Below are 23,546 nucleotides of genomic sequence, written 5' to 3'. Positions count from 1 at the left end.
GCGCTCAACCGCCTTCCAGCACCGAGCGCAGGATCTGCAGCGCCGCCGGATCTTCGATCGTCGGCAAATCCCCTGGATCGCGGCCTTCGGCCAGCGCCGCGATCGCGCGGCGCAGCAGCTTGCCGGAGCGCGTCTTCGGCAGCATCGCGACGAAATGCACGCGGGCCGGACGTCCGACGGCGCCCAAATAGCGGTCCACGGTCGCCAGCAATGCCGCTTCGAGCTTGCTGCGATCGTCGGGCGCTGCGGCCGCTTGCGCATCGCGCAGCACGACGAACGCGAGCGGCACTTGTCCCTTCACCGCATCGGCTACGCCGACCACGGCTACCTCGGCGACCGCCGCATGGCTCGATAGCGCCTCTTCGATCTCGCGCGTGCCGAAGCGATGGCTCGCGACGTTGATGACGTCGTCGGTACGCCCGAGGATCGACACGTAGCCGTCGTCGTCCTGAATCCCCCAGTCGAACGTCGAATAGACCGGCTCGCCCGCCATCTCCGACCAATAGGTGTCGACGAAGCGCTTGTCGTCGCCCCAGACCGTCGTCATGCAGCCGGGCGGCAGCGGGTAGCCGAGCGTGACGACGCCTTTCTCGCCGGGGCCGCAGCGCTCGCCGCTTCCCGCGTCGCGGATCGCGAGGTTGTAGCCGTACACAGGCACACCCGGGGAACCGAGCTTCGGCGGCAGCGCCTCGACGCCACGCTGGATCGCGATGATCGGCCAGCCCGTTTCGGTCTGCCAGTAGTTGTCGACGACGGGCTTGCCGAGCGCGTCCTGGATCCACGCGGCAGTCGGCTCGTCGAGTGGCTCGCCGGCGAGGAACAGCGCGCGCAGGCTCGACAGATCCGCAGCCTTCATCAACGCCGGGTCCTGCTTCTTCAACACGCGCAGCGCAGTCGGCGACGTGAACATCAGGTTGATCTTGTGCTGCTCGACGAGCCGCCACCAGATGCCGCCGTCCGGCCGAACCGGCGTGCCTTCGTACAGCACGGTCGTGAGCCCGGCGATCAGCGGCGCGTAGATGATGTAGCTGTGGCCGACCACCCAGCCGATGTCCGACGCGGTGAACATGGTGTCGCCCGCGCGTCCTTCGAAGATGTACTCCATCGATGCCGCCAGCGCGACCGCATAGCCGCCGACGTCGCGCTGCACGCCCTTGGGCCGCCCGGTCGTGCCCGACGTGTAAAGCACGTACGACGATTCGTTCGATTCGAGCCATTCGCACGGCACGTGAGCGTTGAAGTACTGCTCGCGCAGCGGCTCGTACGCGACCAGATAGCTCGCGGACAGCCGCTCGGGCGCGAGCTGCCGGTCGATCAGGAGCACGCGCGCGGTCTTGTGCTCGGCACGCGCGAGCGCTTCGTCGACGAGCGGCGTGTAGTCGATCACCTTGCCGCCGCGCGCGCCCGCGTCGGCGGTGACGATCAGGGCGGGCTTCGCGTCGTCGATGCGCGCGGCGAGGCTCGCCGCGGCAAAACCGCCGAACACCACCGAATGGATCGCGCCGAGCCGCGCGCAGGCGAGCACCGCGAACACGGCCTCGGGGATCATCGGCAGATAGATCAGGACGCGCTCGCCGCGCGCGACGCCGAGCGAGCGCATCACCGCCGCCATGCGGTTCACTTCGTCGTACAGCTCGGCATACGTGAAGCGGCGTTCGATGCCAGTCTCGGTCGATACGCTCACGAGCGCATCCTGCTGCCCTCGCGTGGCGAGATGGCGGTCGAGCGCGTTGTGGCACAGGTTCGTGCGGCCGCCGACGAACCAGCGCGTGAAGGGCGGACGGCTGGCGTCGAGCACCGTGTGAAACGGCGTCTCCCAATGGATGCGCGTGGCTTCGGCACGCCAGAACTCAGCGGGGGCGTCGATCGAGCGGCGATGGAAATCGCGGTAGCGGGTCATGGTCGGCGATCCTCGGGGACGTTGGCGGGGCGGTGCTCGAACGGCGACTGCGGGGCGTCGCGCTGGTGCGCCGAGCGCTTCGGCAGGTGTTTCCGCAGGTGCTTCATTACGTGCCGCAATACAGCATAGGACCCGGAGTCGACGCCTCACAACCCGGGTTCACCATGACCGTGCTGCAGATTCCGAGCCAGCGCCTTCGCGGTTGCCCGCGCGGCTTGCCCAGCGGGGCTCCGGATGCGTTTCCGGAGGGGCATTCGTCCGCCATGCTGTCATCGATTTGGCGTAACCTGGAATGGCCGATGCCGGTTTGACCAGGACATTCGCCATGGTTACGAAGACTGAAATGCCGAATCCGCTGCACACGGAGCTCGATCTCTATTCGGCCGATGACCTGATCGACGTCCTGATCGAGGACCAGCGCAACGCGTTGAAGGCGGTTTGGGACAGTCGGGAGAAGCTGGCCGAGGCGGTCCGACAGGCGCTTCCCCGGATGCGTGACGGAGGCCGGTTGATTTACGTCGGCGCCGGGACCTCGGGTCGCCTCGGGCTGATGGATTCGGTGGAGCTGTATCCGACGTTCTCATGGCCGAAACATCGGGCGATTGCGCTGATGGCGGGCGGATCGAGAGCGATCGGGGAGTCGATCGAAGGGGCGGAGGACGATGAGCGCCAGGGGGCGTCCGACATCCTGTCGGTCAAGGCGGCGGCAAACGACGTCGTGCTGGCGATCGCCGCGTCCGGCCGCACCCCCTATGTGCTTGGCGCGCTGCGCGCGGCGCGTCGTGCCGGCGCGCTCACGATCGGTCTTGCGAACAATCCCGACGCGTCGGTGGTGACCGAAGCGCATATCGGCATCGTGCTCGACACGGGTCCCGAGGTGATATCGGGCAGCACGCGTCTGAAGGCCGGAACCGCGCAGAAGATCGCGCTCAACAGCTTTTCGAGCGCCCTGATGGTTGGGCTGAACAAGGTCTACGGCAACCTCATGGTCGACCTGCGGCCGACCAGCGCCAAGCTCATTCACCGCTCGGTCAACCTGACCACCCATGCCACCGGCGCGTCCGATGAACTGGCTCGCCGCACGCTGGAGTCGTGCGGCTTTCAGGTCAAGGTGGCCATCGTCGCGTTAAAGCGCGGCATCGGCGTGACGGAGGCGGAATCGCAACTGGCCGCGGTCGACGGCAGCGTGCGGCGGGCCATCGCCAAGTGAGTCAAGCTGCCGGTAATGAAAAGGAATCCTGTGCAAGTGCCGATGCGCTAGCGTGTGCGGGCACTGGACTCCAAAAGCAAAAGCGCCGCAGTTGCGGCGCTTTTGCTTGGAGCGATGAATGACGAGCGCGGCTCAAGCCTTCGCGCGCTTGCCTTCGACGTCGGGCAGGAACACGGTCAGGATGCCGATCAGCGGCAGGAACGAGCACACTTTGTACACGAACGCGATGCTCGTCGCGTCCGCGAGCTGGCCGAGCACGGCAGCCCCGACGCCGCCCAGCCCGAACGCGAAACCGAAGAACAGCCCGGCCACCATCCCCACCTTGCCGGGAATGAGTTCTTGCGCATAAACCAGGATCGCCGAGAACGCCGACGCCAGCACGATCCCGATCACGACCGTCAGCACGCTGGTCCAGAACAGGTTCGCGTACGGCAGCAGCAGCGTGAACGGCGCGACGCCGAGGATCGACACCCAGATCACGTACTTGCGTCCGATCCGGTCGCCGACCGGCCCGCCGATGATCGTGCCCGCCGCCACCGCCGCGAGGAACACGAACAGGTGGATCTGCGCGGCCTGCACGGGCAGGTGGAACTTGTCGATCAGATAGAACGTGAAATAGCTGTTGATGCTCGCAAGATAGAAGTACTTCGAGAACACGAGCAGCACGAGCACGCTCATCGCCAGCATCACGCGGTTGCGCGACAGCGCGTGGTGCGCGGCGTGCGCGCTCTTCGCTTTCTTCGTCGCGGGGTGCCGCTTGTACCAGCGGCCGATTTGCGCGAGCACGACGATGGCCACGAGCGCCGCGACCGAGAACCACGCGATGCTGCGCTGTCCGTGCGGAATCACGATCAGCGCCGCGAGCAGCGGGCCGAGCGACGAACCGGCATTGCCGCCGACCTGGAACAGCGACTGCGCGAGCCCGTGCTGTCCACCCGAGGCCATGCGCGCGACGCGCGACGATTCCGGATGAAACACCGACGATCCGCACCCGACCAGCGCCGCCGCGACGAGCAGCACGCCGAAGTTCGGCGCGACCGACATCAGCACGAGCCCCGTCAGCGTGAAGCCCATGCCGATCGGCAGCGAGTAGGGCTGCGGACGCTTGTCGGTGAAGTAGCCGACGAGCGGCTGCAGCAGCGAGGCGGTGATCTGATAGGTCAGCGTGATGAGGCCGATCTGCCCGAACGACAACGAGAAGCTCGCCTTCAGCATCGGATAGATCGCGAGAATCAGCGACTGAATCATGTCGTTCAGCAGGTGCGCGAAGCTGATCGCGCCCAGCACCGAATAGACGGTGCGCTGAACTTTGGCGACGGCGGGCTGCGCCGATGCGCCGGCTTGGCCGGGGGCGGAACCGGCGAGGGCACGTTTGTCGAGGCTCGTTTCCATTGGATGGACGGCGGTTGAAAGGTGGACGGGGCATGCGCCGAGCCGGAGCGGGCAACGCACGGTGAACTTCCGAAGCAGTGTAATGTGGCGCGTGTGAAATGTAAGGACAAGTTTTGTCGTGATTCGGACATGATCGGCACGAGACGGACAGGCTCGCCTGCACCGAAAGCGTGCGAAACGGCGGCCGTCAAGCGAGTGTCAGCGGGGCGCGACAGGTTCTTACCTTCCTTGACGCCGTGTGCGCGCGCGATTTTTGTCCGGTTATAAACCGTCCGAGGCGCGCGGCGACAGACCACGCCGACGCTGCCGGGCCGGGTTTACATCAGGGCGCACGACGCTAAAGGAACCACGTCCAAATGCCGTTGACCCGGGCAAGCTAAGCCGTGCTCCGGACCCACCGGTCCGGCGGCTCGTTTTGAAAAAAGCGGGGATATCTATGAAGGCAGTTTCGCTGGGCCGCCGTTCGGGCGCGGGGTTCGTACCGGATGACGAGTCGGCAGGGGGCCGTTCGAGCGACAGCAAGAAGCGCTCGGCGCCAAGCAGGCTCAATAGCTTGTCGGTCAAGGCGACGCTGCGGCTGGCGTTCGCCGTGCTGCTCGCCGGCACGCTCGCCATCGGCGTCTTTTCGCTCACGCAGATCAGCCGTCTGAACGGCTCGACGCAATCGATCTACGACCAGGGGCACGTCGCGAGCCGCGCGGCCGAAGAGGTGCGCGCGAACGTGCTGCGCGCGAGCCGCGCCCAGAAGCAGCTGCTCACGGCGACCACCGCCAAGGAGCGCGACGATCTCGGCGGCGATGTCGACAAGGGGCTCGCCGCGATCGCCGGCGAACTGTCGATGCTGCAGCAATACACCGACTCGTCCGATGCCGACGCGCTGGCCCACCAGAAGAAGCTGGCTGCGGCCGTGTCGGCCTGGAGCGACCACCTGCGCGCGTTCGTGACGCTCGTGAAGGCGCAGCCGCTCGATCTGTCGCAGATGAACTGGCAGGTCGGCACGCAGGACGTGTCGCTGCTCGTCGAAACCGAAAAGCTCGAGAAGCTCGTCGACGAGCTCGTCGAATCGCGCGGTACCGCGGCGAAGGCGACGATCGAAGCGTCGGCGTTCATCTTCAAGTCGTCGTTCGTGATGATCGCGGGGATGACGATCGGCCTCTTCGTCGTGGCGTTCTTGATCGGCGAATGGGTCGTGCGCAGGCTCACGAAGCAGCTCGGCGGCGAGCCGGCCTACGCAAAGAACATCGCCAGCCACATCGCGGCGGGGGACCTCTCGCATCCGATCACGCTTGCCAAGAACGACAAATCGAGCGTGCTCGTCGCGTTGCGCGACATGCAGGTGGGCCTCTCGGAGACGGTCAGCGAGATCACCGCGAGCGCCGAGGCGATCGCGTCGGCGGCCGGCGAGATCTCGATGGGCAACCTCGATCTGTCGCAGCGCACGGAAATGCAGGCCGTGTCGCTGGAGAAGACCGCGGCCAGCATGGAGCAGCTGACCTCGACCGTGAAGCAGAACGCCGACAACGCGAAGCAGGCGAGCACGCTCGCGAACAACGCGTCGGACATCGCGGAGAAGGGCGGCGAGGTCGTCTCGCGCGTGGTCTCGACCATGGGCGAGATCAGCGACAGCGCGAAGAGCATCGGCGACATCATCGGCGTGATCGAAGGGATCGCGTTCCAGACCAACATCCTCGCGCTGAACGCGGCGGTCGAGGCGGCGCGCGCGGGCGAGCAGGGCCGCGGCTTCGCGGTGGTCGCGGGCGAGGTGCGCAACCTCGCGCAGCGCAGCGCGCAGGCGGCCAAGGAGATCAAGGGGTTGATCAACGCGTCGCTCGAGCGCGTCGCGAACGGCTCGCACTTCGCGCAGGACGCGGGTCAGACGATGGACGAAGTCGTGAAGGCCGTGAAGCGCGTGACCGACATCATGGGCGAGATCTCGGCGGCGTCGTCGGAGCAGAGCGCGGGCATCGAAGAGATCAATCAGGCCGTCACGCAGATGGATTCGGGCACGCAGCAGAACGCGGCGCTCGTTGAGGAAGCGACGGCCGCCGCGCGCTCGCTCGACGATCAGGCGAAGGCGCTCAAGCGCCTCGTCGGGAAGTTCAGGCTGCGCTAACGCCTGGTTAGCACCGGGTCAGGGCTTCACGACCACGGTGCACGTCGTGCCCGCCGACAGCACCAGTCCGTCGGGCACTTCGTCGATATGGATGCGCACCGGCACCCGCTGGGCGAGGCGCACCCAGTTGAAGGTCGGGTTCACGTCGGCGACGAGGTCGCGGCTCGCGGGATTGTCGCGATCGTAGATGCCGCGCGAGATGCTTTCGACGTGGCCCTTCAGCACGCCGCCGCCCATCATCCGCATCTCGGCCTTCGCGCCGATCTTCACGCGCTGCAGCTTGGTTTCCTCGAAATACCCGTAGACCCAGAACGAATGGCTGTCGACGATCGCGAGCTTCGGCGAGGCGGTCGTCGCATAGTCGCCCTTGAACACGTTCAGGTTGGTCACGTAGCCGTCGACCGGCGCCACGACACGCGTGCGCTCGAGGTTGAGCTTGGCCGCGTCGAGCGCGGCGATCGCCTGCTGGTACTGCGCCTCGGCGCTCGACGCGGTGTGCGACGCGTTCTCGCGGCTTTCCTTCGACACGACGAGACTGTCCATGTCCGCGCGGCGCTTGGCGTCGTCGAGGCGCATCTGCAATTCGGCCTTGCGCGCGGCGACCGCGGCCTGCGCCTGCTCGACCGCGATCTGATAGTGCGCCGGGTCGATCAGCATCAGGAGGTCGCCCTTCTTGACGAACTGGTTGTCCTTCACCGGCAGCTCGACGACATAGCCCGAGACGTCCGGCGCGATGTTGACGATCTCGGCGCGCACGCGGCCGTCGCGGGTCCACGGTTCGTCCATGTAGTACACCCACAGCTTGTGGCCGATCAGGATGGCGACGACGAAGATGACGGCGGTCGCGAGAAAGCCGAAGATTTTTCGGATGGTCATGATGTGACTCTAATCAGCGCTTGATGATTCAACGGTAGACGGCGAGCCCCAGCACGCCGCAGATACAGACGAGCAGGCTCGCCCGGAACAACGAGGGATGCCAGACGACGCGGTAGAGGCCGGTCCAGGCGAGGACGCGGTCGAGTGCCCAGGTGATGGCCGCGCCGACTACGCATAGAAGCAGGATGGTCGGCACGTAGGCGTCCAGAACGGCGATTTCACGAGGCATGGTGCTCTCCCGATGGTTGTGCCGCGGCGGGGCGCTGGCGCTTGCCCACGAAATGTTCGAGCGGCGACTCCGGATCGAGCAGCGCCGTGCGAATGAAGTGGAGGTGGCTCAGGATGCGCTGCAGCTGACGCCGCTCGTCGCGCGGCGGCGCGAATGCGATGAGCGTCTGCTGGACGGCTGCGATCGCGTCGCCGGTCGAGGCGAGCGCGGCGTCGAGGCGCTGCGCGTCCGGGCTCGAGAAGAGCGAGGTGATGGCTTCGCGCGTCTTCGCGACCGTCTTGCGCCACGGCATCGTCGCGGCGTAGCGCGGATCGCGCGGCAGCGTCGCGAGCTCCTCGCGCAGGTCGATGATCGCGTTGCCCACTTCGAGCACCGCGACGAGCCAGCCCAGCGTGTCGCGCCGCACCTGGGGCTCGTTTTCGGCAAGCGCGTGCGCTTGGAACGCCAGATCGCGCGTGCCGCTCTCGAACCGCGGGCGCACGCGCTCGAGGCCAGCCTGGCACGCCCACAGGACCTGGCGCCGCAAGTCGGCGACCAAGTGGTTGCGCAGCCACGGCGTCGCGGGCGGCAGCAGGACCGCGAAGGCGATCGCCGCGACCAGCGCCGACATCACGAGCGCAATGCCGTCGTTCATGAAACCGCTCGGTTCGTAGTTGATCAGGTTGTCCGGGCCGGCCAGCGTGCAGAAGAAGATCAGGTAGCCCGCGCCGTACCCCGCATACCCGGGGCGCGTCGAAACGTAGATGCCGAGCGCGAGAAACGGGGCGAGCCCGACGCACAGCATGGGAAAGCCGTCGATGTGCGGATAGACGCCGAATTCGGCGATGAAGGCGGCCACGACGCCCACGGCGATGCCGATGCCCATCTGGAGCGCGGTCCGCGTGGGGTTCGGCGAGGACGAGGCCAGCGCGCAGATCGCCGCCGCCGTCGCCACGAGCATCGTGCCGCTCGGATAGGCCGTGCGCAGCCAGAACCAGCTGAGCACGCCCATGACGATCGCGCCGCGCACGCCGGCCACGAGCGTCGCGACCAAGTTGGTCTTCGGCTCGTAGTGTTCGATCCAGCGCTCGCGCGGCTGTGCCTCGAACGACGCCAGCGATGCATAGGTCCGCGAGTACTTGAACATGTCGTCGATGAAGCGGTACAGCAGCTCGGAGGCCGTGTCGAAATCGAGCAGCGGGAAATCGGGCTGGTTTTCGAGGGTGGCGCGCTGCTCGCGCACGCGGCCCGGCAGCGTGGCCTTGTACGCCTCGAGTTGCTCGGCCGCATGGCCCGCGTCGCTGGCGCTCAGGACCGGCTCGCCTGACTTCTTGCTCAAGAGCGGCGCGATCTCCCTGAAATACGGCTCGAGCGCCGCGATCGCGTCGTTGGCCCCGGCGCCGCGCAGGCGGTTCATCAGCTGATGCAGTGCGTGAAAGCGCGTCGACGCCGTCATGAACTCGCTGTTCAGGCGCGAGAGCTGGCCGGTGCGCAGGCGCCAGTCGGGGCCCTCGAACTGGACGAGGCTGCGCATCGTCTCGAAGCCGACGATATCGACGAGAAAGCGCGTGCTGGTTTGCTCGATGTAAGTGCGGTCGGTGCGGCCCGCGAGCGTCGCCTGGACATATTCGACGAACGCCGAATAGCGCGCGCGCACTGTGGTGCGCATCTGCTCGCCCGCGGTCTGCGGGAACACGAGCGCGCTGACGACGCCCGCGCAGGCGATGCCGAGCGAGACCTCCGACACCCGCGTGAGCGCCGACAGGAACGCGCCGCTCGGCGCCTGCGCCGCGGGCAGGCCGATCAGCGCCGCCGTATAGCCGGCGAGCAGGAACCCGTAAGAACGGAAGTTGCGGTTGCGCGCGGCGCCGGCCGTGCAGATGCCGACCCAGAGCGCGAGCGTCACCATGAACAGCTCGGGCTGCTGCGCGAAGAGCCCGACGAAGGTCAGGGTAGCGACGAGCCCGATCAGCGTGCCGCAGAACCGGTAAAAGCTCTTGGCGAGCACCGCGCCGCTTTGCGGCTGCATCACAATGAAGGCGGTCGTCATCGCCGTCCTAGGCTGCGACATCTCGAGCCGCATCGCGATCAGCAGCGTGAGGAACGCCGCGAGCAGCGCCTTGAAGACATAGATCCACGTGGCGCCGTCGGTGCGCGCCCAATCGCTGAAGATCGCGTACCAGTCGCGAAGCGTGCGCGGCGCTTGCTGTAACGAGGAGGGAGAGGGGGCGGACATGGCTGGCGCGCCTTACTGTGCGGGGGCAGGAGCGGCCGGCGCGGCCGCGGGCGCCTGCTGCGGACTGGGCGACACCGGAGTGCCGGCCACCGGATTGCCGGCCAGTGCATTGGCGGCCTTGGCCGCTGTCGATGAAACGGCCGCCGCCACCGTCGACACCGCCCGTTGCGCGGCCGTCGTGTGGCCCGGCAGCGTATCGGCGGCGCTCGGACCGTTCGCCGGATCGTCGAGCCCGCCGCCGAGCGCCGCCATCAGCGACGCGTGCGCGACGAGCTGCTCGGCCTGGGTGCGCGCGACGCCTTGCTGCGCATTGAGCCATTGCGATTCGGCGACGATCACGTTGACGTAGTCGGTGAGCCCGCGCCGATAGCCTTCCCGCGAGAGATCGAAGCTCTTCTTGGCCGCCGCCACGGAGCGCTGCGCGTCCTGTTCCTGCGTGGCGAGCGAGCGAATCCGCACGACCTGGTCGGAGACGTCCTTCAACGCGCCGACGATCGTCTGGTTGTAGTTCTCGACCGCGAGGTCGTAGCCCGCGGCCGCCGCGCCGAGCTCACTGCGCCGCGCGCCGCCGTCGAAGATCGGCAGCGACAGGGCGGGCCCGGCGGTCCAGCTGCCGTTTGCCGAATTCAGGAACTGGAAGAGCGGGCCGCCCGTCGCGTAGCCGCCAAGCGACGCGGCGAGGTTGATGTTCGGATAGAACGCGGCCTTCGCGACGTCGATGCCGCGCGCCTGCGCCGCCACGGTCCAGCGGGCGGCGACGATGTCCGGGCGATGGCCGATCAGTTCGGCCGGCAGCGTGGACGGCAGGCCGGCCTGCATCGCCAGCGACAGCGTGGGCCGCGTGATCGAGTCGCCCGCGCCCGGGCCCTTGCCGACCAGGGCGGCGAGCTGATTGCGGTCGAGCGCGATCGATTCATCGAGCGCATCGATCTGCCGCTCGTATTCGGGGAGCGGCGCCTCGGTCTGGCTCACTTCGAGCTGGGTGCCGAGGCCGCCCGCGAGACGCCGGTGCGCGAGCGCCGCCAGCTGCTTCTGCTGTTCGAGCACTTGCTTCGCGATATCGAGCAGCGCGTAGTTCTTCGACAAATCGACATACGCGCGCACGACGTTGACTTCGAGTTCGAGCTGCGCGGTGCGCGCGTCGGCGGCCTGCGCGTGGGCGGCGTCGAGCGCGCGTTCGAGCGCGTTCTTGTCGGCGCCCCACAGGTCGAGGTGATAGGAGAGGCCGATGCTCGCGGTGTTGTTCCAGCTGTTCGTGTTCGCAAGCGTTCCCGGGCCGTAAAAAAGCGGGTCGTCCGCCCAGTGCTGGCGCTCCACCGACAGGCTGCCGTTGACCTGCGGCGCCAGGGCCGCCTGGGCGCGGCCTGCCAGCGCCATCGCCGAGCGCACGCGCGCCTGCGCGGCCGCGAGCGTCGGGCTGCCCGCGCGGGCAGCGTCGACGAGCGAGTTCAATTGCGGATCGCCGTAGGCGCGCCACCAGTCGGCGGCGGGCCATTGGGCATTGGCGTCGGCGGCGCGCACCGCGTTGCCGATATCGAACGACGACGCGTCGGCCGCCTTGCTTTGCGGTGCAATGCCTCCGGTACTGGCACATCCGGCGATTATCATTGAGAGTGCAAGAAAGGCGAGCGCAACGCTTCCTTTCGCTACCGGAGACTGCACGATTTTCTCCTTAAATGAGTATATATACCTGGTATGAATTATATTTTTTGCGAGATTATCGAATAACAAGTAAAAATGTAATGGTTCTTTACGGAAATTGAGATAGTCGATATTTCAGTTTGTGTAACAATCGACCAGAACTCAAGAAGGGATAGTATGGACACGCTGCAAAACATGCGCGTATTCGTCCGGGTCGTCGAAGCGGGGAGCTTCACGGCCGCCGCGCAGCACTTGAACACGACGACCGCTTACGCGTCGCGGGCCGTATCCGACCTGGAAACGCATCTGCGCACGCGGCTCCTGAACCGTACGACGCGCCGCATCGCGCTCACCGAAGCCGGCGAGCGCTATTTGCAGCGCTGCGAGCAGATTCTTGCCTACGTCGACCAGGCGGAGGCCGAGGCGAGCGACGCGCACGCGCATCCGTCCGGCAAGCTCAAGATGCACGCGATGAGCAGCTTCGGCATGCACTGCGTGGTGCCGGCCATCGGCCGCTACCGCCAGCGCTATCCCGATGTCGATATCGACCTGACGCTCTCGAATCGCCTTCCCGACCTGCTCGACGAAGGCTACGACGTGTCGCTCGTGCTCGGCTACGACTTGCCGGACTCGGGGCTCGTCTCGCACCGTCTCGGCAGCGCATTCAGCGTGGCATGCGCGGCGCCGTCCTATCTCGAGGCGCGCGGCGTGCCGAAGGTTCCAGCGGATCTCGAACATCATGTCTGCCTGCACATGGTTGCGCCGACGCTCACGGCCGGCAAATGGACCTTCGACGGCCCCAACGGCCAGGAGACCTTCTCCCTGCCGCCGTCGACGTTCCAGGTCAACGTCGCCGAGGCGATGGCGGTGGCGGTGTGCGAAGGCATGGGCATTTCCGTCCTGCCGACCTACTCGGCGATTCAATGGCTCAAGAGCGGCGAGCTCGTGTGGATTTTGCCCGAGTACACGTCTCAGCCGATGAATGTCTATGCGCTGTATCCGTCGCGCCAGTACCTCGACGCGAAGATCCGCACCTGGGTCGATTTCCTGCGCGAAGAGTTGCCCGCGACGCTCGCGGCCGATCAGGCGGCGCTGCGCCAGTTTGCCCGGACTTGAGTGGCGCTGGGATGAATTCCGCGGCGGCCTACCGTGCAACGGGCCGCCGATCAATGGCTGTTACAGAATGGCCGTGCGGCAACATTTCTTTACGTCTCGCCGTCAGTCGATTTGCTACCGTGTCGTGACTGCCTACACATCGAAAGAAGGGACCCCATGGATACGCATGTGCTGATCGGCGTTGCCGTCATGTTCGGTCTGATCGGAATCGCCGCGTCGCGCGACTTGCTGCGCCGCCTGAAATTCGTGCCGCAGCTCATGCTGGTTCCCGTGCGTCGCGTGGCCAAGCGCGTGACGCGATAAGCTCAGATCTCGACGACCTTGTCCCAAGCGAAATCCGGATTCTCCAGACGCCGGGTCCGGCGGTCGACGTAGCCGCGCGGATTGCAGACGACACGTGTGCCGTTCACCGTGTAGTCGAACGCCGTGTGCGTGTGTCCGTGAATCCACAGCGCGACCGGCTCGCGTACCAGCGCCTGCAGGTCGCTGATGAATCCCGCCGACGCCAAATCGTTCGCGTAACGCGCCGCAAGGCTCAGCCGATGCGGCGCATGGTGCGTGACGACGATCGTTTTTCCACTAAATGGTTTTGCCAGTTCCGCCTCGAGCCATGCGCGCGCATGGCGGTGCAGCGCGAGCGTGTCGGCCGGCGTGAAATCGCGCGGGACGCCGGCGCTTATCATGGTCGCATCGGTGCCGGTGCCGGGCCACGCCACCTGAATCAGCCCGCGAAAATCGAGCATGACTTTTTCCGCCGCGGCGATCGATTGCGCGCGCTCGTCATCGGTCGCGCCGAACAGCGCGAAATCCGTCCATAGCGTCGTGCCGAGCACGCGCCAGCGGCCATCCGGGTCGATCAGCGCGCCGTTGTTCAGGTAGTGCACGTTGTCGACGCATTGGGCCGCGTCGCGCATCGCCGCCTCCAGCGCACCGAATTCGCCGTCGTAGTACTCGTGATTGCCGGGCACGTAGACGACCGGCACTTGCGCGTCGAACGTCTCGGCGGCCCAGCGCAGACCTTCCGCGTGGTTGTGGATGTCCCCGGCCAACACGACGAGATCCGCGCCCGCGTGAGCAATCACCTCGGGCTCGTCGCATTCGAGATGCAGATCGGACAACACGCGGATTTTCACGGACGCATCTCCTGCCGGTCGGTTTCGATTGGGAACGGCTTGCCGCCGATGCTTTAGCGTAGCACCTTGCCGGGGTTCATTAGGCCGAGCGGATCGAGCGCCGCTTTCACCGCCTGCATGAGCCGTACTTCGACCGGCGATTTATAGTGCGCGGCTTCGTCGATTTTCAATTGTCCGAGGCCGTGCTCCGCGCTGATGCTGCCGCCGTGCTTGTGCACGCTGTCGTAGACGATCCGGTTGATCGGCGTTTGATGTTGCGCGAGGAAGGCCCTTGCGTCGCCGCCTTCCGGGGCTTGCACGTTGTAGTGCAGATTGCCGTCGCCGAGATGGCCGAACGTGACCATGCGCACGCCCGGAATCGCCAGTGCGATCGCGGCGTCGGTTTCGTCGATGAACGCGCCGATGCGCGAGATCGGCACGGCGATGTCGTGCTTGATGTTCAATCCTTCCTCGGCTTGCGCGAGCGGAATGTGTTCGCGCAGGTCCCAGAACGCGCGCGATTGCGCGAGATTTTCGGCGACGACGGCGTCGGCGACGAGCCCTTCGTCCAGCGCGGTTTCCATCAGCCGCTCGAAGATCGCGCGCGCGTGTGCTTCGCTTTCGCTGTCGGAGAGCTCGAGCAGGACGATCTGGCCATGCGGGGCGTCGAACGGATAGCGCAGCTGCGGAAAATGCTTGCCGACAAGCCGCAGGCAGAACTCCGACATCAGTTCGAAGCCGGTCAAAAGCGGCCCGGTGAAGCGCTGCGTGAGCGACAGGAAATCGAGTGCGGCGTGCGGCGATTCGAGCGCGGCGAGCGCCGTCACGCGCGCGGCCGGCTGCGGATGCAGCTTCATGACGGCCGCCGTGATGATGCCGAGCGTGCCCTCCGCGCCGATGAAGAGATCGCGCAGATCGTAGCCGGTGTTGTCTTTGCGCAGGCCCCGCAGACCGTCCCAGATCTCGCCCTGCGGCGTCACGACTTCGAGGCCGAGGCACAGCTCGCGTGCGTTCCCGTAGCGCAGCACGCCGGTGCCGCCCGCGTTTGTCGCGAGATTGCCGCCGATCGTGCAGCTGCCTTCGGCGGCCAGGGACAGCGGAAAGAGCCGGTCGGCCTCCTGCGCGCGTGTCTGGACGTCGGCGAGGATCACGCCGGCCTCGACGGTGATCGTGTTGTTGTGCGGATCGAGCGCGCGTACGCGATTCAGGCGCCCGAGGCTCACGACCGCTTGCGCGCCGCTCGTGTCCGGCGTCGCGCCGCCTGCGAGCCCGGTGTTGCCGCCTTGCGGAACGAGCGCGACGCGATGCTCGACGGCGAGGCGCACGACCGACGCGACTTCCTGAGTATTGGCAGGCCGTAGAACAGCGCAGGCGGCGCCGTTGTAGCGGCCGCGCCAGTCGGTCAGATAGGAGGCGGTGTCGTGCGCGTCGGTCAGCACGTGGGCTGCGCCGATCGCGTCGCGGCACGCCGCGACGAAAGCCTGGTGGGATGCGTTGGCGGAGTCGGTCATGGGTGTTTCTTTCGTAATAGTCACGCTAGTCACGTGCCGCGCCGGGCCGCGCGAGCCGCGCGCTTGAACGGGGCGACGTAGCCCAGCGCGCAAATGAAGAAGATCACGGCGAGCGCTGCCTCGATCCATCCGAGTCGCGCGGAGAGCCCGCCGTCGGTCATGCCGCGCACGATGCCCTCGGCGAAATAGAGGAGGATCAGCATCGACGCCCATTGAAACGTGTAGACGCGGCGCTTGAGCACGCCGAAGAGCGGCAACAGGAGCGGCACGGCCTTCAGCAAGAGCGCCGAGCCGCCCGGGCGCAGCGGCGCGAGCCAGCCCTCCCAGACGATCGCGAGCGCGATCAAAGCGATGAGCGAAAGCGCCGCGCCTTGCGCGAAGCCGCGGCGCGGGATCACTTGGGGCACGGTCTGCGTCGCGGGTGCGATGGGTTGCATCGAGGATTCCGCTGCGCTTACACGCGTTCGATGAGCTGGGCCGCGGCTCGCGCGACGCGCACGCCGAGCACGACCGCAAGCGTCTTCTCGTCAGCCGAGATGCCGCCTTCGCTGGAACCGGCACGCGCATGATGCGAGGCGCCGTAAGGCGTGCCGCCGCTTTGTGTCGTGGTGAGCGTGCTCTCGGTGTAAGGGATGCCGATGATCAGCATGCCGTGATGGAGGAGGGGCAGCATCATCGACAGCAGCGTCGTTTCCTGCCCGCCGTGGAGGCTGCCCGTCGACGTGAACACGCAGGCCGGCTTGCCGGCGAGCGCGCCCGACAGCCACTGGGGCGTGGTGCCGTCGAGAAAGTATTTGAGCGAAGCGGCCATGTTGCCGAAGCGGGTCGGCGAGCCGAGCGCGAGACCGGCGCACTCCTCGAGATCGCGAAGCTCCGCGTAAGGCGGGCCGTCAGCGGGGATGTCGGATTGCGTCGCCTCGCAGACGGTCGAGACGGGCGGCACGGTGCGGATGCGCGCCTGCATGCCGGGGACGCTGTCGATGCCTTGCGCGATCGCGAGCGCCAGCTCGCGCGTGGCGCCGTGGCGGCTGTAATAAAGTACAAGAACGTCTTTCATAAACCTCTCAAGAAACCGCCGGGCCGCCTCAAGTTTTCCGCCCGTTTTTTCCGCCCGTTTCCCACCCCGTAGGAGGTCCCCCTGGGGGGCTGGCGCGTTGCGACAGCGCTAGGGGCACTTATCGATGAGCGGCTATTATAGGAGGCTGAGGTGCCCGTTGCCTGGTGCCCGGCGCCAAATAGGAGAAGGTTTTTGCCGAAGCTGAGTCTGGATTTCGATACGATCAAACGTCTTGCGCAGTTCGCTGCGAAGCGCAGCGGCGAAGACCGTATTCCGCAAGTGGCCGGCAGCCTCACATTCACGACGATGCTTGCGCTCGTGCCGCTCGCGACGGTCGCGTTCGCGCTCTTTACCGCGTTTCCGATTTTCTCGTCGTTCCAGGCTTCGCTGCAGGGGTTCCTCGCCGACCACCTGATGCCCGACCAGATCAACAGCCAGATCTTCAAGTATCTGAACCAGTTCGCGACGAAGGCCAAGGGCCTCACGACGATGGGGATGATCGTGCTCTTCGTCACGGCGGTGATGACGATGATGACGGTCGAGTCGGCATTCAACGTGATCTGGCGTGTGACCAAGCCGCGGCCGCTTGCGCAGCGCGTGCTCGTCTATTGGTCGATCGTCACGCTCGGGCCGCTTTTGATCGGCGTGAGTCTTTCGATCTCGTCGTACTTGTTCACGCGCTCGCCGTTCTTTGCCGGCTTGCGCGTCTCGGCATTGATCGACTGGGCGCTGACCGGCGCGGCGCTGCCGCTCACGGCGCTCGCGTTCACGATGCTCTACGTCTACATGCCGAATTGCGTCGTGCAATGGCGCGATGCGGCGGTCGGCGGCATCTGCGCGGCGATCGCGTTCGAATTGACGAAGCGCGGCTTCGGCTTTTACGTTCGCCGGATTCCGACATACACGGCCGTGTACGGCGCCTTCGCGACCGTGCCGATGTTCCTGCTGTGGATGTACCTGTGCTGGTTCATCACGCTTGCGGGCGCGATGATCGCATCGGCGCTGCCTGCGATACGCATCGGCCAGTTTCACCGGCAGCGCTATCCGGGCGGCGATCTGCTCGACGCGCTAGAGCTGCTCGCGCGTCTCGACGAAGCGCGCGAGGCGGGCCAACCTGGTCACACCGTAACCGAGCTTGCGCGCATGCTCCGCTGCGACATGGACACCGCCACCGACCTCATCGCCCAACTCAGCAAGCGGGAATGGGTGGCGCGTCTCGAGAACGACGGCCGGCTGGCGCGTTACGTGCTGCTCGCGAACCCGTCGCAGATTACCGTTGGACGGCTGTTCGATTTGTTCGTCATCGATCGCGCCGAACTCGAATATCAATTGCGGCTCGCTCCGACGCGTGTCGATTGTTCGAGCTTGCTCGGCGCTCTCGACAACCAGAAGCTCGACATTTCTCTCGCGACGTTGCTGGCGGCACGCAAGGCGAGCGAAACGGTCGCCGTAGACGACACCGGCGCAACGCAAGCGCTGCCGCACCAGGCGGCGGGACTGTAACGCCGGCTTGGCTCGTCGTAAGACTCGGCTCGCTACAGCGAGATCTTCCCGACGCAGATGTCCTTGAACATCACCCAGTCGCCCATCAGGCTGTACAGCGGGTGGCGGAAGGTGGCAGGGCGGTTCTTCTCGAAGGCGAAGTGGCCGATCCACGCAAAGCCGTAGCCGCACAAGATGGCGGCCGGCAGCCAGAGCCAGTCGCCGGCTGAGATCGCCATCGCGAGGCAGCCGATCACGCCCAGCGAACCGATGAAATGCAGGCGGCGGCACATGACGTTGCGATGCTCCCCGAGATAAAACGGATAGAACTCCGCGAAACTCGCAAAGTGATCGGTTTGAGCAGTGTGAGCCATCGTCGCCTCCTTTGCTCCTTGCTTCATTGCGTGCTCGCGACCCGCGCCAAGCAATCAAGCAAATTCAATTCCATCAAAGAGTTAGATTCATTTTGCTGCGAATGGTGCGGGCGTGCAACTCGGCCGTTCGGCCGATGGTGCAGTCGCCCACATGCCGTTATCGTGAGTCAACGCTGGGTTCCGGAGCGAAGCGGTGCCGCGAAGCTGAATAGCGCGTCGAGCGTGGCGTCGGGCTGTTCGGACATCAGCGCGTGGCCGGCATCGAGCGTCACCGTGTCCACCTCTGCGCCGGCCGCGCTCAGGGCGTCCGCGAGCGCGCGCGTGGCGCGTGGCGGCGTCATGGCGTCTTTTCTGCCGAGCACGAGGCGCACCGGGCAGCGCACCTGCGCCGCGCGTGCAAGCCCGTCGGCGTATTGATTACACGCGGTGAAGTCGGTGTGAAAGAGCCGCGGCTCGCCGTTTGCGGAGATCCGCTCCATCAGGCGCTGGTTCATGCCGTGCAGCCAGAAGCCGGGGCCGGGAGCCGACGGCTTGGCGGCGATCGTCGAATGCGACCAGTGGTTGACCAGCTCGATTGCCTCGCTCTCGCGATGGAGCGCTGCATCGAGCAGCGCGTCGGAGACGGTCATCGGCACGGCCGTCGCGACGAGCGCGAGCCGCGCGGCGCGCGCCGGATAACGGGCCGCGAATTCGAGCGCGACGAGCGAGCCCATGCTGTGCCCGGCAACGAATGCCGTGTCGGCGCCCACTGCATCGAGGAACGCGGCCAGCCAGTCGGCGAGCGCGCCGATGCTGGTTGCAGCGGGGCCCGCGCTGCGGCTGTGGCCCGGCAGATCGACGGCCAGCACGTTGAAGCCGTGATGCGCGAAGTAACGGCTTTGCAAGGCCCACACGCTGTGGTCGTGCTGCGCGCCATGGATGAAGACGGCCGTGGGCAGGGCCCGGTCGAAGTTTTTGCCGCCGGTGTAGGCGTAAGCGGCGGCGCCGTTGAGGTCGACGATCATGCGGCCCCCTGGTTCGCGGGTGCCGGCGTTGCCGTCGTCTTCGCTGCCGCCTTGAGCGCCCGCTTGAGATCGTCGATCAGGTCATCGGGATCTTCGAGGCCGATCGACAGGCGGATCGTGCCTTCCGTGATGCCGGCGGCGGCGAGCGCCGCGGCGTCCATCCGGAAGTGCGTGGTCGACGCCGGGTGGATGACGAGCGAACGCGCATCGCCGACGTTCGCCAGATGTGAGAACAGCGTGAGCGTTTCGATGAAGCGCCGGCCCGCGGCGCGGTCGCCGCGCAGGTTGAAGCTGAATACGGCGCCCGCGCCGCGCGGCAGCAGACGCCTGGCGAGCGCGTGGTCCGGATGCGACTCGAGCTCCGGATAGGCGACGGACTCGACGGCCGCATGCGCCACCAGGAACTCGACGATGCGGCGCGTGTTGGCGACATGCCGCTCCATGCGCAGCGGCAGCGTCTCGATGCCTTGCAGCAGTTGCCATGCGGCTTGCGGATGCAGGCAGGCGCCGAAGTCGCGCAGTCCTTCGCGGCGCGCGCGCAGCAGAAACGGCGCAACCGTGCTTTCCTCGGCGAACACCATCCCGTGAAAGCCGTCGTACGGCTCGGTCAGCTCCGGAAAGCGGCCCGACGCGACGAAGTCGAACGTGCCGCCGTCGACCAGCACGCCGCCGATCGTCGTGCCGTGGCCGCCCAGGAATTTGGTCGCCGAGTGATAAACGAAATCGGCGCCGTGCTCGAACGGTTTCAGCAGATAGGGCGTGGTAAAGGTCGAATCGACGAGGAGCGGCACGCGGTGTTCGTGCGCGATCTGCGCGACCGCGGCGATATCGAGGACGTCGAGCCCTGGATTGCCGAGCGTCTCGCCGAACAGAAGCCGCGTGTTCGGGCGCAGCGCCGCGCGCCATCCCGCGAGATCGCCGGGCTTGACGAAGGTCGTCTCGACGCCGAAGCGCCGCAGCGTGTAGTTCAAGAGATTATGCGAGCCGCCGTAGAGCGCGTTCGACGCCACGATATGCGAGCCCGCGCCCATCAGCGTCGCGATCGCGAGATGCAGCGCGGCTTGCCCGCTCGCCGTGCCGATCGCTCCCGCGCCGTTCTCGAGCGCGGTCACGCGCTCTTCGAAGACGGCCACGGTCGGGTTCGAGATCCGCGAATAGACGTGGCCCGCGCGCTCCATGTTGAAGAGCGCGGCGGCGTGGTCGGTGTCGCGGAACGAGAAGGAGGTGGTCTGGTAGATCGGCGTGGCGCGCGCGCCGGTCGCGGGGTCTGGGGCTGCGCCGGCATGCAGCGCAAGCGTGTCGAAACGATTGGCGGACATCGGGGGCGGCGGGGCCGGTTTTATCGGACGGCGCCCGCAATGGTTGAAGTGCCGGCCATCGTATCACTGCATCGCATGGCATTCGCATGGCATCGAGTCCGTCGCGGGCAAACCCGTAGGGCCGCCGGCGGGCGCGCTCGCTTTCCTTTTGAGGGGCTTTCCGCTACGATCAAAAGTCAGTTGTGCTTTATCGGGAGACAAATATGAAAGTCAGCGACATCCTAAAAGTCAAGGGCAACACCTTGTTCACGGTCACGCCCGATGCGTCGCTGCATGAAGCAGTGGATACGATGGCCGAACACGATATCGGTTCGCTCGTCGTGATGGAGTATGGCGAGCTGGTCGGCATGCTGACGTTTCGTGAAATCATCATGACGCTGCACAAGAATGCGGGCAGCGTCGGCACGTCGTCGATCCGCAAGGTCATGGACGATCATCCGATCACCTGCACGCCGGAAACCGACGTCAACGAAGTGCGGCGAATGATGCTCGAACATCACGTCCGCTATCTGCCGGTGCTCGAGAGCCGCACGCTGATGGGCGTGATTTCGTTCTACGACGTGGCGAAGGCGGTGGTCGAAGAGCAGGGCTTCGAAAATCGGATGCTGAAGGCGTATATCCGGGATTGGCCGGAAGAAGAGCAGGAGCAGCGCGAAACGCGCTAGCTCGTTGGCTCGGCGCCGCGAGTGGCGGGTGTAGGCGTGTCCGCCAAGGCGACTTTGCTGCAATGCGGCATAGCGCGGCGACCCGCCAGATCGAACCGAAAAAAAGCGCGCGCTCGACGCGCGCTTTTTCTTGTGTCGACCAGAGTTAGCGCTTTAGCGTGTCGGCCGGAGTTAGGGCTTCAGCACTTACTCCGGCCCCATGCAGAGCCTTACTTTGGTCTCATGCAACGCCCGCGCAGGCTCGTTTCACATCCATGCCATACCATGGCACCGCACGCCGGTAGCGAACACGGCCCAACATGGCGGCCGCCGATCAGCCCTCTCGACATTTCCCCGACCGCATGAGCGATCATCCCATCCCGACCGCGCAACGTGAACGCCATGCCGAGCGCGAGCATCACTCTCAGTTCGGCCTGCTGCGCGAGCGCCGGTTCGCGCCGTTCTTCTGGACGCAATTCCTCGGCGCGCTCAACGACAACGTATTCAAAGTCGGTTTCTCGTCGCTCGTCACTTATCAGACCGCGCGCTTTTCCGGCGTCGACGCGAAAACGGCCGCCTTCCTGATCTCCGCGATTTTCATCGTCCCCTTCGTGCTGTTTTCGGCGACGTCGGGGCAAATTGCGGACAAATACGACAAGGCCACGCTCACGCGTTTCGTGAAGACGTTCGAAATCGCTGTGATGCTGGTGGGCGGCGCCGGCTTCTGGATGCATAGCGCGCCGTTGCTCTACGTCTGCACGTTCCTGATGGGCGTCCATTCGACGCTGTTCGGCCCGGTCAAATACGCCTATCTGCCGCAGCATCTGAACGATCGCGAATTGGTCGGCGGCAATGGCCTCGTCGAAATGGGGACCTTCGTCGCGATCCTGATCGGCACGATCATCGGCGGTGCGGCGGCGGGCTTCGTCGAGCACGGCGCGGCGATCCTCGCATTCGGGTGCGTTGCGATCGCGCTGGTCGGGCGCGCGGTGTCGTCGTTTGTGCCGGTGTCGGCCGCGCCGCAGCCGGATTTGCAGATCAACTGGAATCCGGTGACGGAGACGTGGCGCAACCTCGCGCTCGCCCGCGAGAACCGCACGGTGTTCCTGAGCCTGCTCGGCATCTCGTGGCTCTGGTTCGTCGGTGCGACGTTTCTCACGTCGTTCTTCAATTTCGCCAAGGACGTGCTCTCGGCCGATCCGGACGTCGTCACGGTGCTGCTCGCCACGTTCTCGCTCGGTATCGGCATCGGGTCGCTGCTGTGCGAGCGGTTGTCGAAGCGGCGCGTGGAGATCGGGCTCGTGCCGCTCGGGTCGATCGGCATGAGCGTGTTCGCGATCGATCTGTACTTCGCGAGCCATGCGCTGCCGCCGGCGGGGCATCTGCTGTCTGTGGGCGAATTTCTCGCGCAGCTCGGACACTGGCGCATCCTCGCGGACCTGTTCCTGCTCGCGATGTTCGGCGGCTTCTACAGCGTGCCGCTCTACGCGCTGATCCAAAGCCGCAGCCAGCCGACGCACCGGGCGCGCATCATCGCCGCGAACAACATCCTGAACTCGTTCTTCATGATCGTTTCGGCGCTGATGGCGATCGTGCTGACGTCGCTCGGCGTCAGCATTCCCGGCATCTTCCTGACTACGGCGCTGCTCAATGTCGTGGTCGCGACTTACATCTACTCGCTCGTGCCGGAATTCCTGCTGCGATTCATCGCGTGGGTGCTCGTGCACACGTTCTATCGCATTCGTCTCGTGCATCCGGAGCGCATTCCGGAGACTGGGGCGGCCGTGCTCGTCTGCAATCACGTGAGCTTCGTCGACGCGGTCGTCATCATGGCCGAAAGCCCGCGGCCGATCCGCTTCGTGATGGACCATCGCATTTTCCGGACGCCGTTCATCGGCTGGCTGTTCCGTCACGCGAAGACCATTCCGATCGCGCCGGCGCACGAGGATGCCGCGATGCTCGAGCGCGCCTACGACGCGTGTGCTGCGGCACTTGCCGAGGGCGACCTCGTTTGCATCTTTCCGGAAGGCAAGCTGACGAAAACCGGCGACATCAATCCGTTCAAGCACGGCGTGAGCGAGATCATCAGGCGCACGCCGGCGCCCGTGGTGCCGATGGCGCTGCGTGGGCTTTGGGGCAGCGTGTTTTCGCGCGCGGATGACGCGCACTGGCCGCGGCCGGTCAAACGAGGCGTAATGAGCCGCTTGACGCTCGCGGTGGCGGAACCGCTCGACCCGCATGCAGCGACGCCGGAGGCATTGCAGCAGATCGTCACCGAGCTGCGCGGTGTGCGCAAATAGCGCCGGCAGCCGCGCGGGGCGGGGGCATCGCGATTAACCGGCTGGTATAGT

The 23,546-nt window shown here is 66.0% G+C and carries 20 protein-coding genes; 7 read left to right on the top strand and 13 right to left on the bottom strand.

Annotated features, from left to right (window positions below; genetic code table 11):
- Positions 1–4: 4 nt before the first annotated feature.
- On the bottom strand, positions 5–1,900 hold the full coding sequence (locus tag FAZ95_RS13375) for a propionate--CoA ligase (protein WP_137332901.1): 1,896 nt from the start codon (positions 1,898–1,900) through the stop codon (positions 5–7).
- A gap of 343 nt (positions 1,901–2,243) precedes the next feature.
- Here FAZ95_RS13375 and FAZ95_RS13370 point away from each other — a divergent pair, with 343 nt between their 5' ends.
- Positions 2,244–3,110, top strand: coding sequence for an N-acetylmuramic acid 6-phosphate etherase (locus FAZ95_RS13370; RefSeq protein WP_254699695.1), 867 nt, complete (start codon positions 2,244–2,246; stop codon positions 3,108–3,110).
- A 132-nt stretch (positions 3,111–3,242) separates the two neighbouring features.
- Here FAZ95_RS13370 and FAZ95_RS13365 read toward each other — a convergent pair whose 3' ends face one another.
- Positions 3,243–4,502, bottom strand: coding sequence for an MFS transporter (locus tag FAZ95_RS13365; protein ID WP_137332900.1), 1,260 nt, complete (start codon positions 4,500–4,502; stop codon positions 3,243–3,245).
- A 436-nt stretch (positions 4,503–4,938) separates the two neighbouring features.
- Here FAZ95_RS13365 and FAZ95_RS13360 point away from each other — a divergent pair, with 436 nt between their 5' ends.
- Complete coding sequence (locus FAZ95_RS13360) at positions 4,939–6,615, top strand: methyl-accepting chemotaxis protein (protein ID WP_137332899.1); 1,677 nt, start codon at positions 4,939–4,941, stop codon at positions 6,613–6,615.
- Positions 6,616–6,633: 18 nt separating this feature from the next.
- Here the strand turns inward: FAZ95_RS13360 and FAZ95_RS13355 are convergent, their stop codons facing one another.
- Genes FAZ95_RS13355 through FAZ95_RS13340 form a run of 4 tightly spaced genes read right to left on the bottom strand, consistent with a single transcriptional unit; the run spans position 6,634 to position 11,597 of the window.
- Positions 6,634–7,491 (bottom strand): efflux RND transporter periplasmic adaptor subunit, encoded by an 858-nt coding sequence (locus FAZ95_RS13355; protein WP_137332898.1) that lies wholly within the window; start codon positions 7,489–7,491, stop codon positions 6,634–6,636.
- A 28-nt stretch (positions 7,492–7,519) separates the two neighbouring features.
- Positions 7,520–7,720, bottom strand: a complete 201-nt coding sequence (locus FAZ95_RS13350; RefSeq protein ID WP_137332897.1) for a DUF1656 domain-containing protein — start codon at positions 7,718–7,720, stop codon at positions 7,520–7,522.
- Positions 7,710–9,935 carry an FUSC family protein gene (locus FAZ95_RS13345; protein WP_137332896.1) on the bottom strand — a complete coding sequence of 742 codons (2,226 nt, stop codon included), beginning with the start codon at positions 9,933–9,935 and terminating at the stop codon, positions 7,710–7,712. Before FAZ95_RS13345 ends, FAZ95_RS13350 begins: the two co-directional genes overlap by 11 nt.
- Positions 9,936–9,947: 12 nt before the next feature.
- On the bottom strand, positions 9,948–11,597 hold the full coding sequence (locus FAZ95_RS13340) for an efflux transporter outer membrane subunit (protein WP_137332895.1): 1,650 nt from the start codon (positions 11,595–11,597) through the stop codon (positions 9,948–9,950).
- 156 nt (positions 11,598–11,753) lie between these two features.
- On the opposite strand from FAZ95_RS13340, the gene FAZ95_RS13335 reads away from it, so the two are divergent.
- Positions 11,754–12,692 (top strand): LysR family transcriptional regulator, encoded by a 939-nt coding sequence (locus tag FAZ95_RS13335; RefSeq protein WP_137332894.1) that lies wholly within the window; start codon positions 11,754–11,756, stop codon positions 12,690–12,692.
- 156 nt (positions 12,693–12,848) lie between these two features.
- On the top strand, positions 12,849–12,995 hold the full coding sequence (locus FAZ95_RS39295; RefSeq protein WP_175425592.1) for a hypothetical protein: 147 nt from the start codon (positions 12,849–12,851) through the stop codon (positions 12,993–12,995).
- A gap of 2 nt (positions 12,996–12,997) precedes the next feature.
- Here FAZ95_RS39295 and FAZ95_RS13330 read toward each other — a convergent pair whose 3' ends face one another.
- The 4 genes from FAZ95_RS13330 to wrbA are packed head-to-tail and all read right to left on the bottom strand — an operon-like array spanning position 12,998 to position 16,372.
- Positions 12,998–13,825 (bottom strand): metallophosphoesterase, encoded by an 828-nt coding sequence (locus FAZ95_RS13330; RefSeq protein ID WP_137332893.1) that lies wholly within the window; start codon positions 13,823–13,825, stop codon positions 12,998–13,000.
- 53 nt (positions 13,826–13,878) lie between these two features.
- Positions 13,879–15,315 (bottom strand): FAD-binding oxidoreductase, encoded by a 1,437-nt coding sequence (locus FAZ95_RS13325; protein ID WP_137332892.1) that lies wholly within the window; start codon positions 15,313–15,315, stop codon positions 13,879–13,881.
- 29 nt (positions 15,316–15,344) lie between these two features.
- The gene (locus FAZ95_RS13320; RefSeq protein WP_137332891.1) at positions 15,345–15,752 is read right to left on the bottom strand and encodes a DUF2069 domain-containing protein; all 408 of its coding nucleotides are present in this window, start codon (positions 15,750–15,752) and stop codon (positions 15,345–15,347) included.
- A 17-nt stretch (positions 15,753–15,769) separates the two neighbouring features.
- Positions 15,770–16,372 carry an NAD(P)H:quinone oxidoreductase gene (wrbA, locus tag FAZ95_RS13315; RefSeq protein ID WP_137332890.1) on the bottom strand — a complete coding sequence of 201 codons (603 nt, stop codon included), beginning with the start codon at positions 16,370–16,372 and terminating at the stop codon, positions 15,770–15,772.
- 192 nt (positions 16,373–16,564) lie between these two features.
- On the opposite strand from wrbA, the gene FAZ95_RS13310 reads away from it, so the two are divergent.
- On the top strand, positions 16,565–17,875 hold the full coding sequence (locus FAZ95_RS13310) for a YihY family inner membrane protein (RefSeq protein ID WP_137332889.1): 1,311 nt from the start codon (positions 16,565–16,567) through the stop codon (positions 17,873–17,875).
- Between the two features lie 32 nt (positions 17,876–17,907).
- On the opposite strand, the gene FAZ95_RS13305 is transcribed toward FAZ95_RS13310, so the two are convergent.
- The 3 genes from FAZ95_RS13305 to FAZ95_RS13295 all read right to left on the bottom strand — a co-directional run bounded on the left by FAZ95_RS13305 (position 17,908) and on the right by FAZ95_RS13295 (position 20,551).
- Positions 17,908–18,228 (bottom strand): Mpo1-like protein, encoded by a 321-nt coding sequence (locus FAZ95_RS13305; RefSeq protein WP_137332888.1) that lies wholly within the window; start codon positions 18,226–18,228, stop codon positions 17,908–17,910.
- Between the two features lie 167 nt (positions 18,229–18,395).
- Entirely contained in the window at positions 18,396–19,232 is an 837-nt protein-coding gene (locus FAZ95_RS13300; protein WP_137332887.1) for an alpha/beta fold hydrolase, read from the bottom strand.
- On the bottom strand, positions 19,229–20,551 hold the full coding sequence (locus tag FAZ95_RS13295) for an O-acetylhomoserine aminocarboxypropyltransferase (protein ID WP_137332886.1): 1,323 nt from the start codon (positions 20,549–20,551) through the stop codon (positions 19,229–19,231). The genes FAZ95_RS13300 and FAZ95_RS13295 overlap by 4 nt, the downstream gene beginning before the upstream one ends.
- Positions 20,552–20,754: 203 nt before the next feature.
- Between FAZ95_RS13295 and FAZ95_RS13290 the strand changes: the two genes are divergently transcribed.
- Both FAZ95_RS13290 and FAZ95_RS13285 read left to right on the top strand, forming a co-directional pair.
- Positions 20,755–21,216: a CBS domain-containing protein gene (locus FAZ95_RS13290; RefSeq protein ID WP_137332885.1), complete on the top strand. Its 462-nt coding sequence runs from the start codon at positions 20,755–20,757 to the stop codon at positions 21,214–21,216.
- 341 nt (positions 21,217–21,557) lie between these two features.
- On the top strand, positions 21,558–23,495 hold the full coding sequence (locus tag FAZ95_RS13285; protein ID WP_137332884.1) for an MFS transporter: 1,938 nt from the start codon (positions 21,558–21,560) through the stop codon (positions 23,493–23,495).
- Positions 23,496–23,546 lie beyond the last annotated feature (51 nt).

This window comes from Trinickia violacea (assembly GCF_005280735.1).
In the GTDB taxonomy this organism is placed as follows: Bacteria; Pseudomonadota; Gammaproteobacteria; order Burkholderiales; family Burkholderiaceae; genus Trinickia_A; species Trinickia_A violacea.
This window is presented reverse-complemented; position numbering and strand designations above follow the sequence as displayed.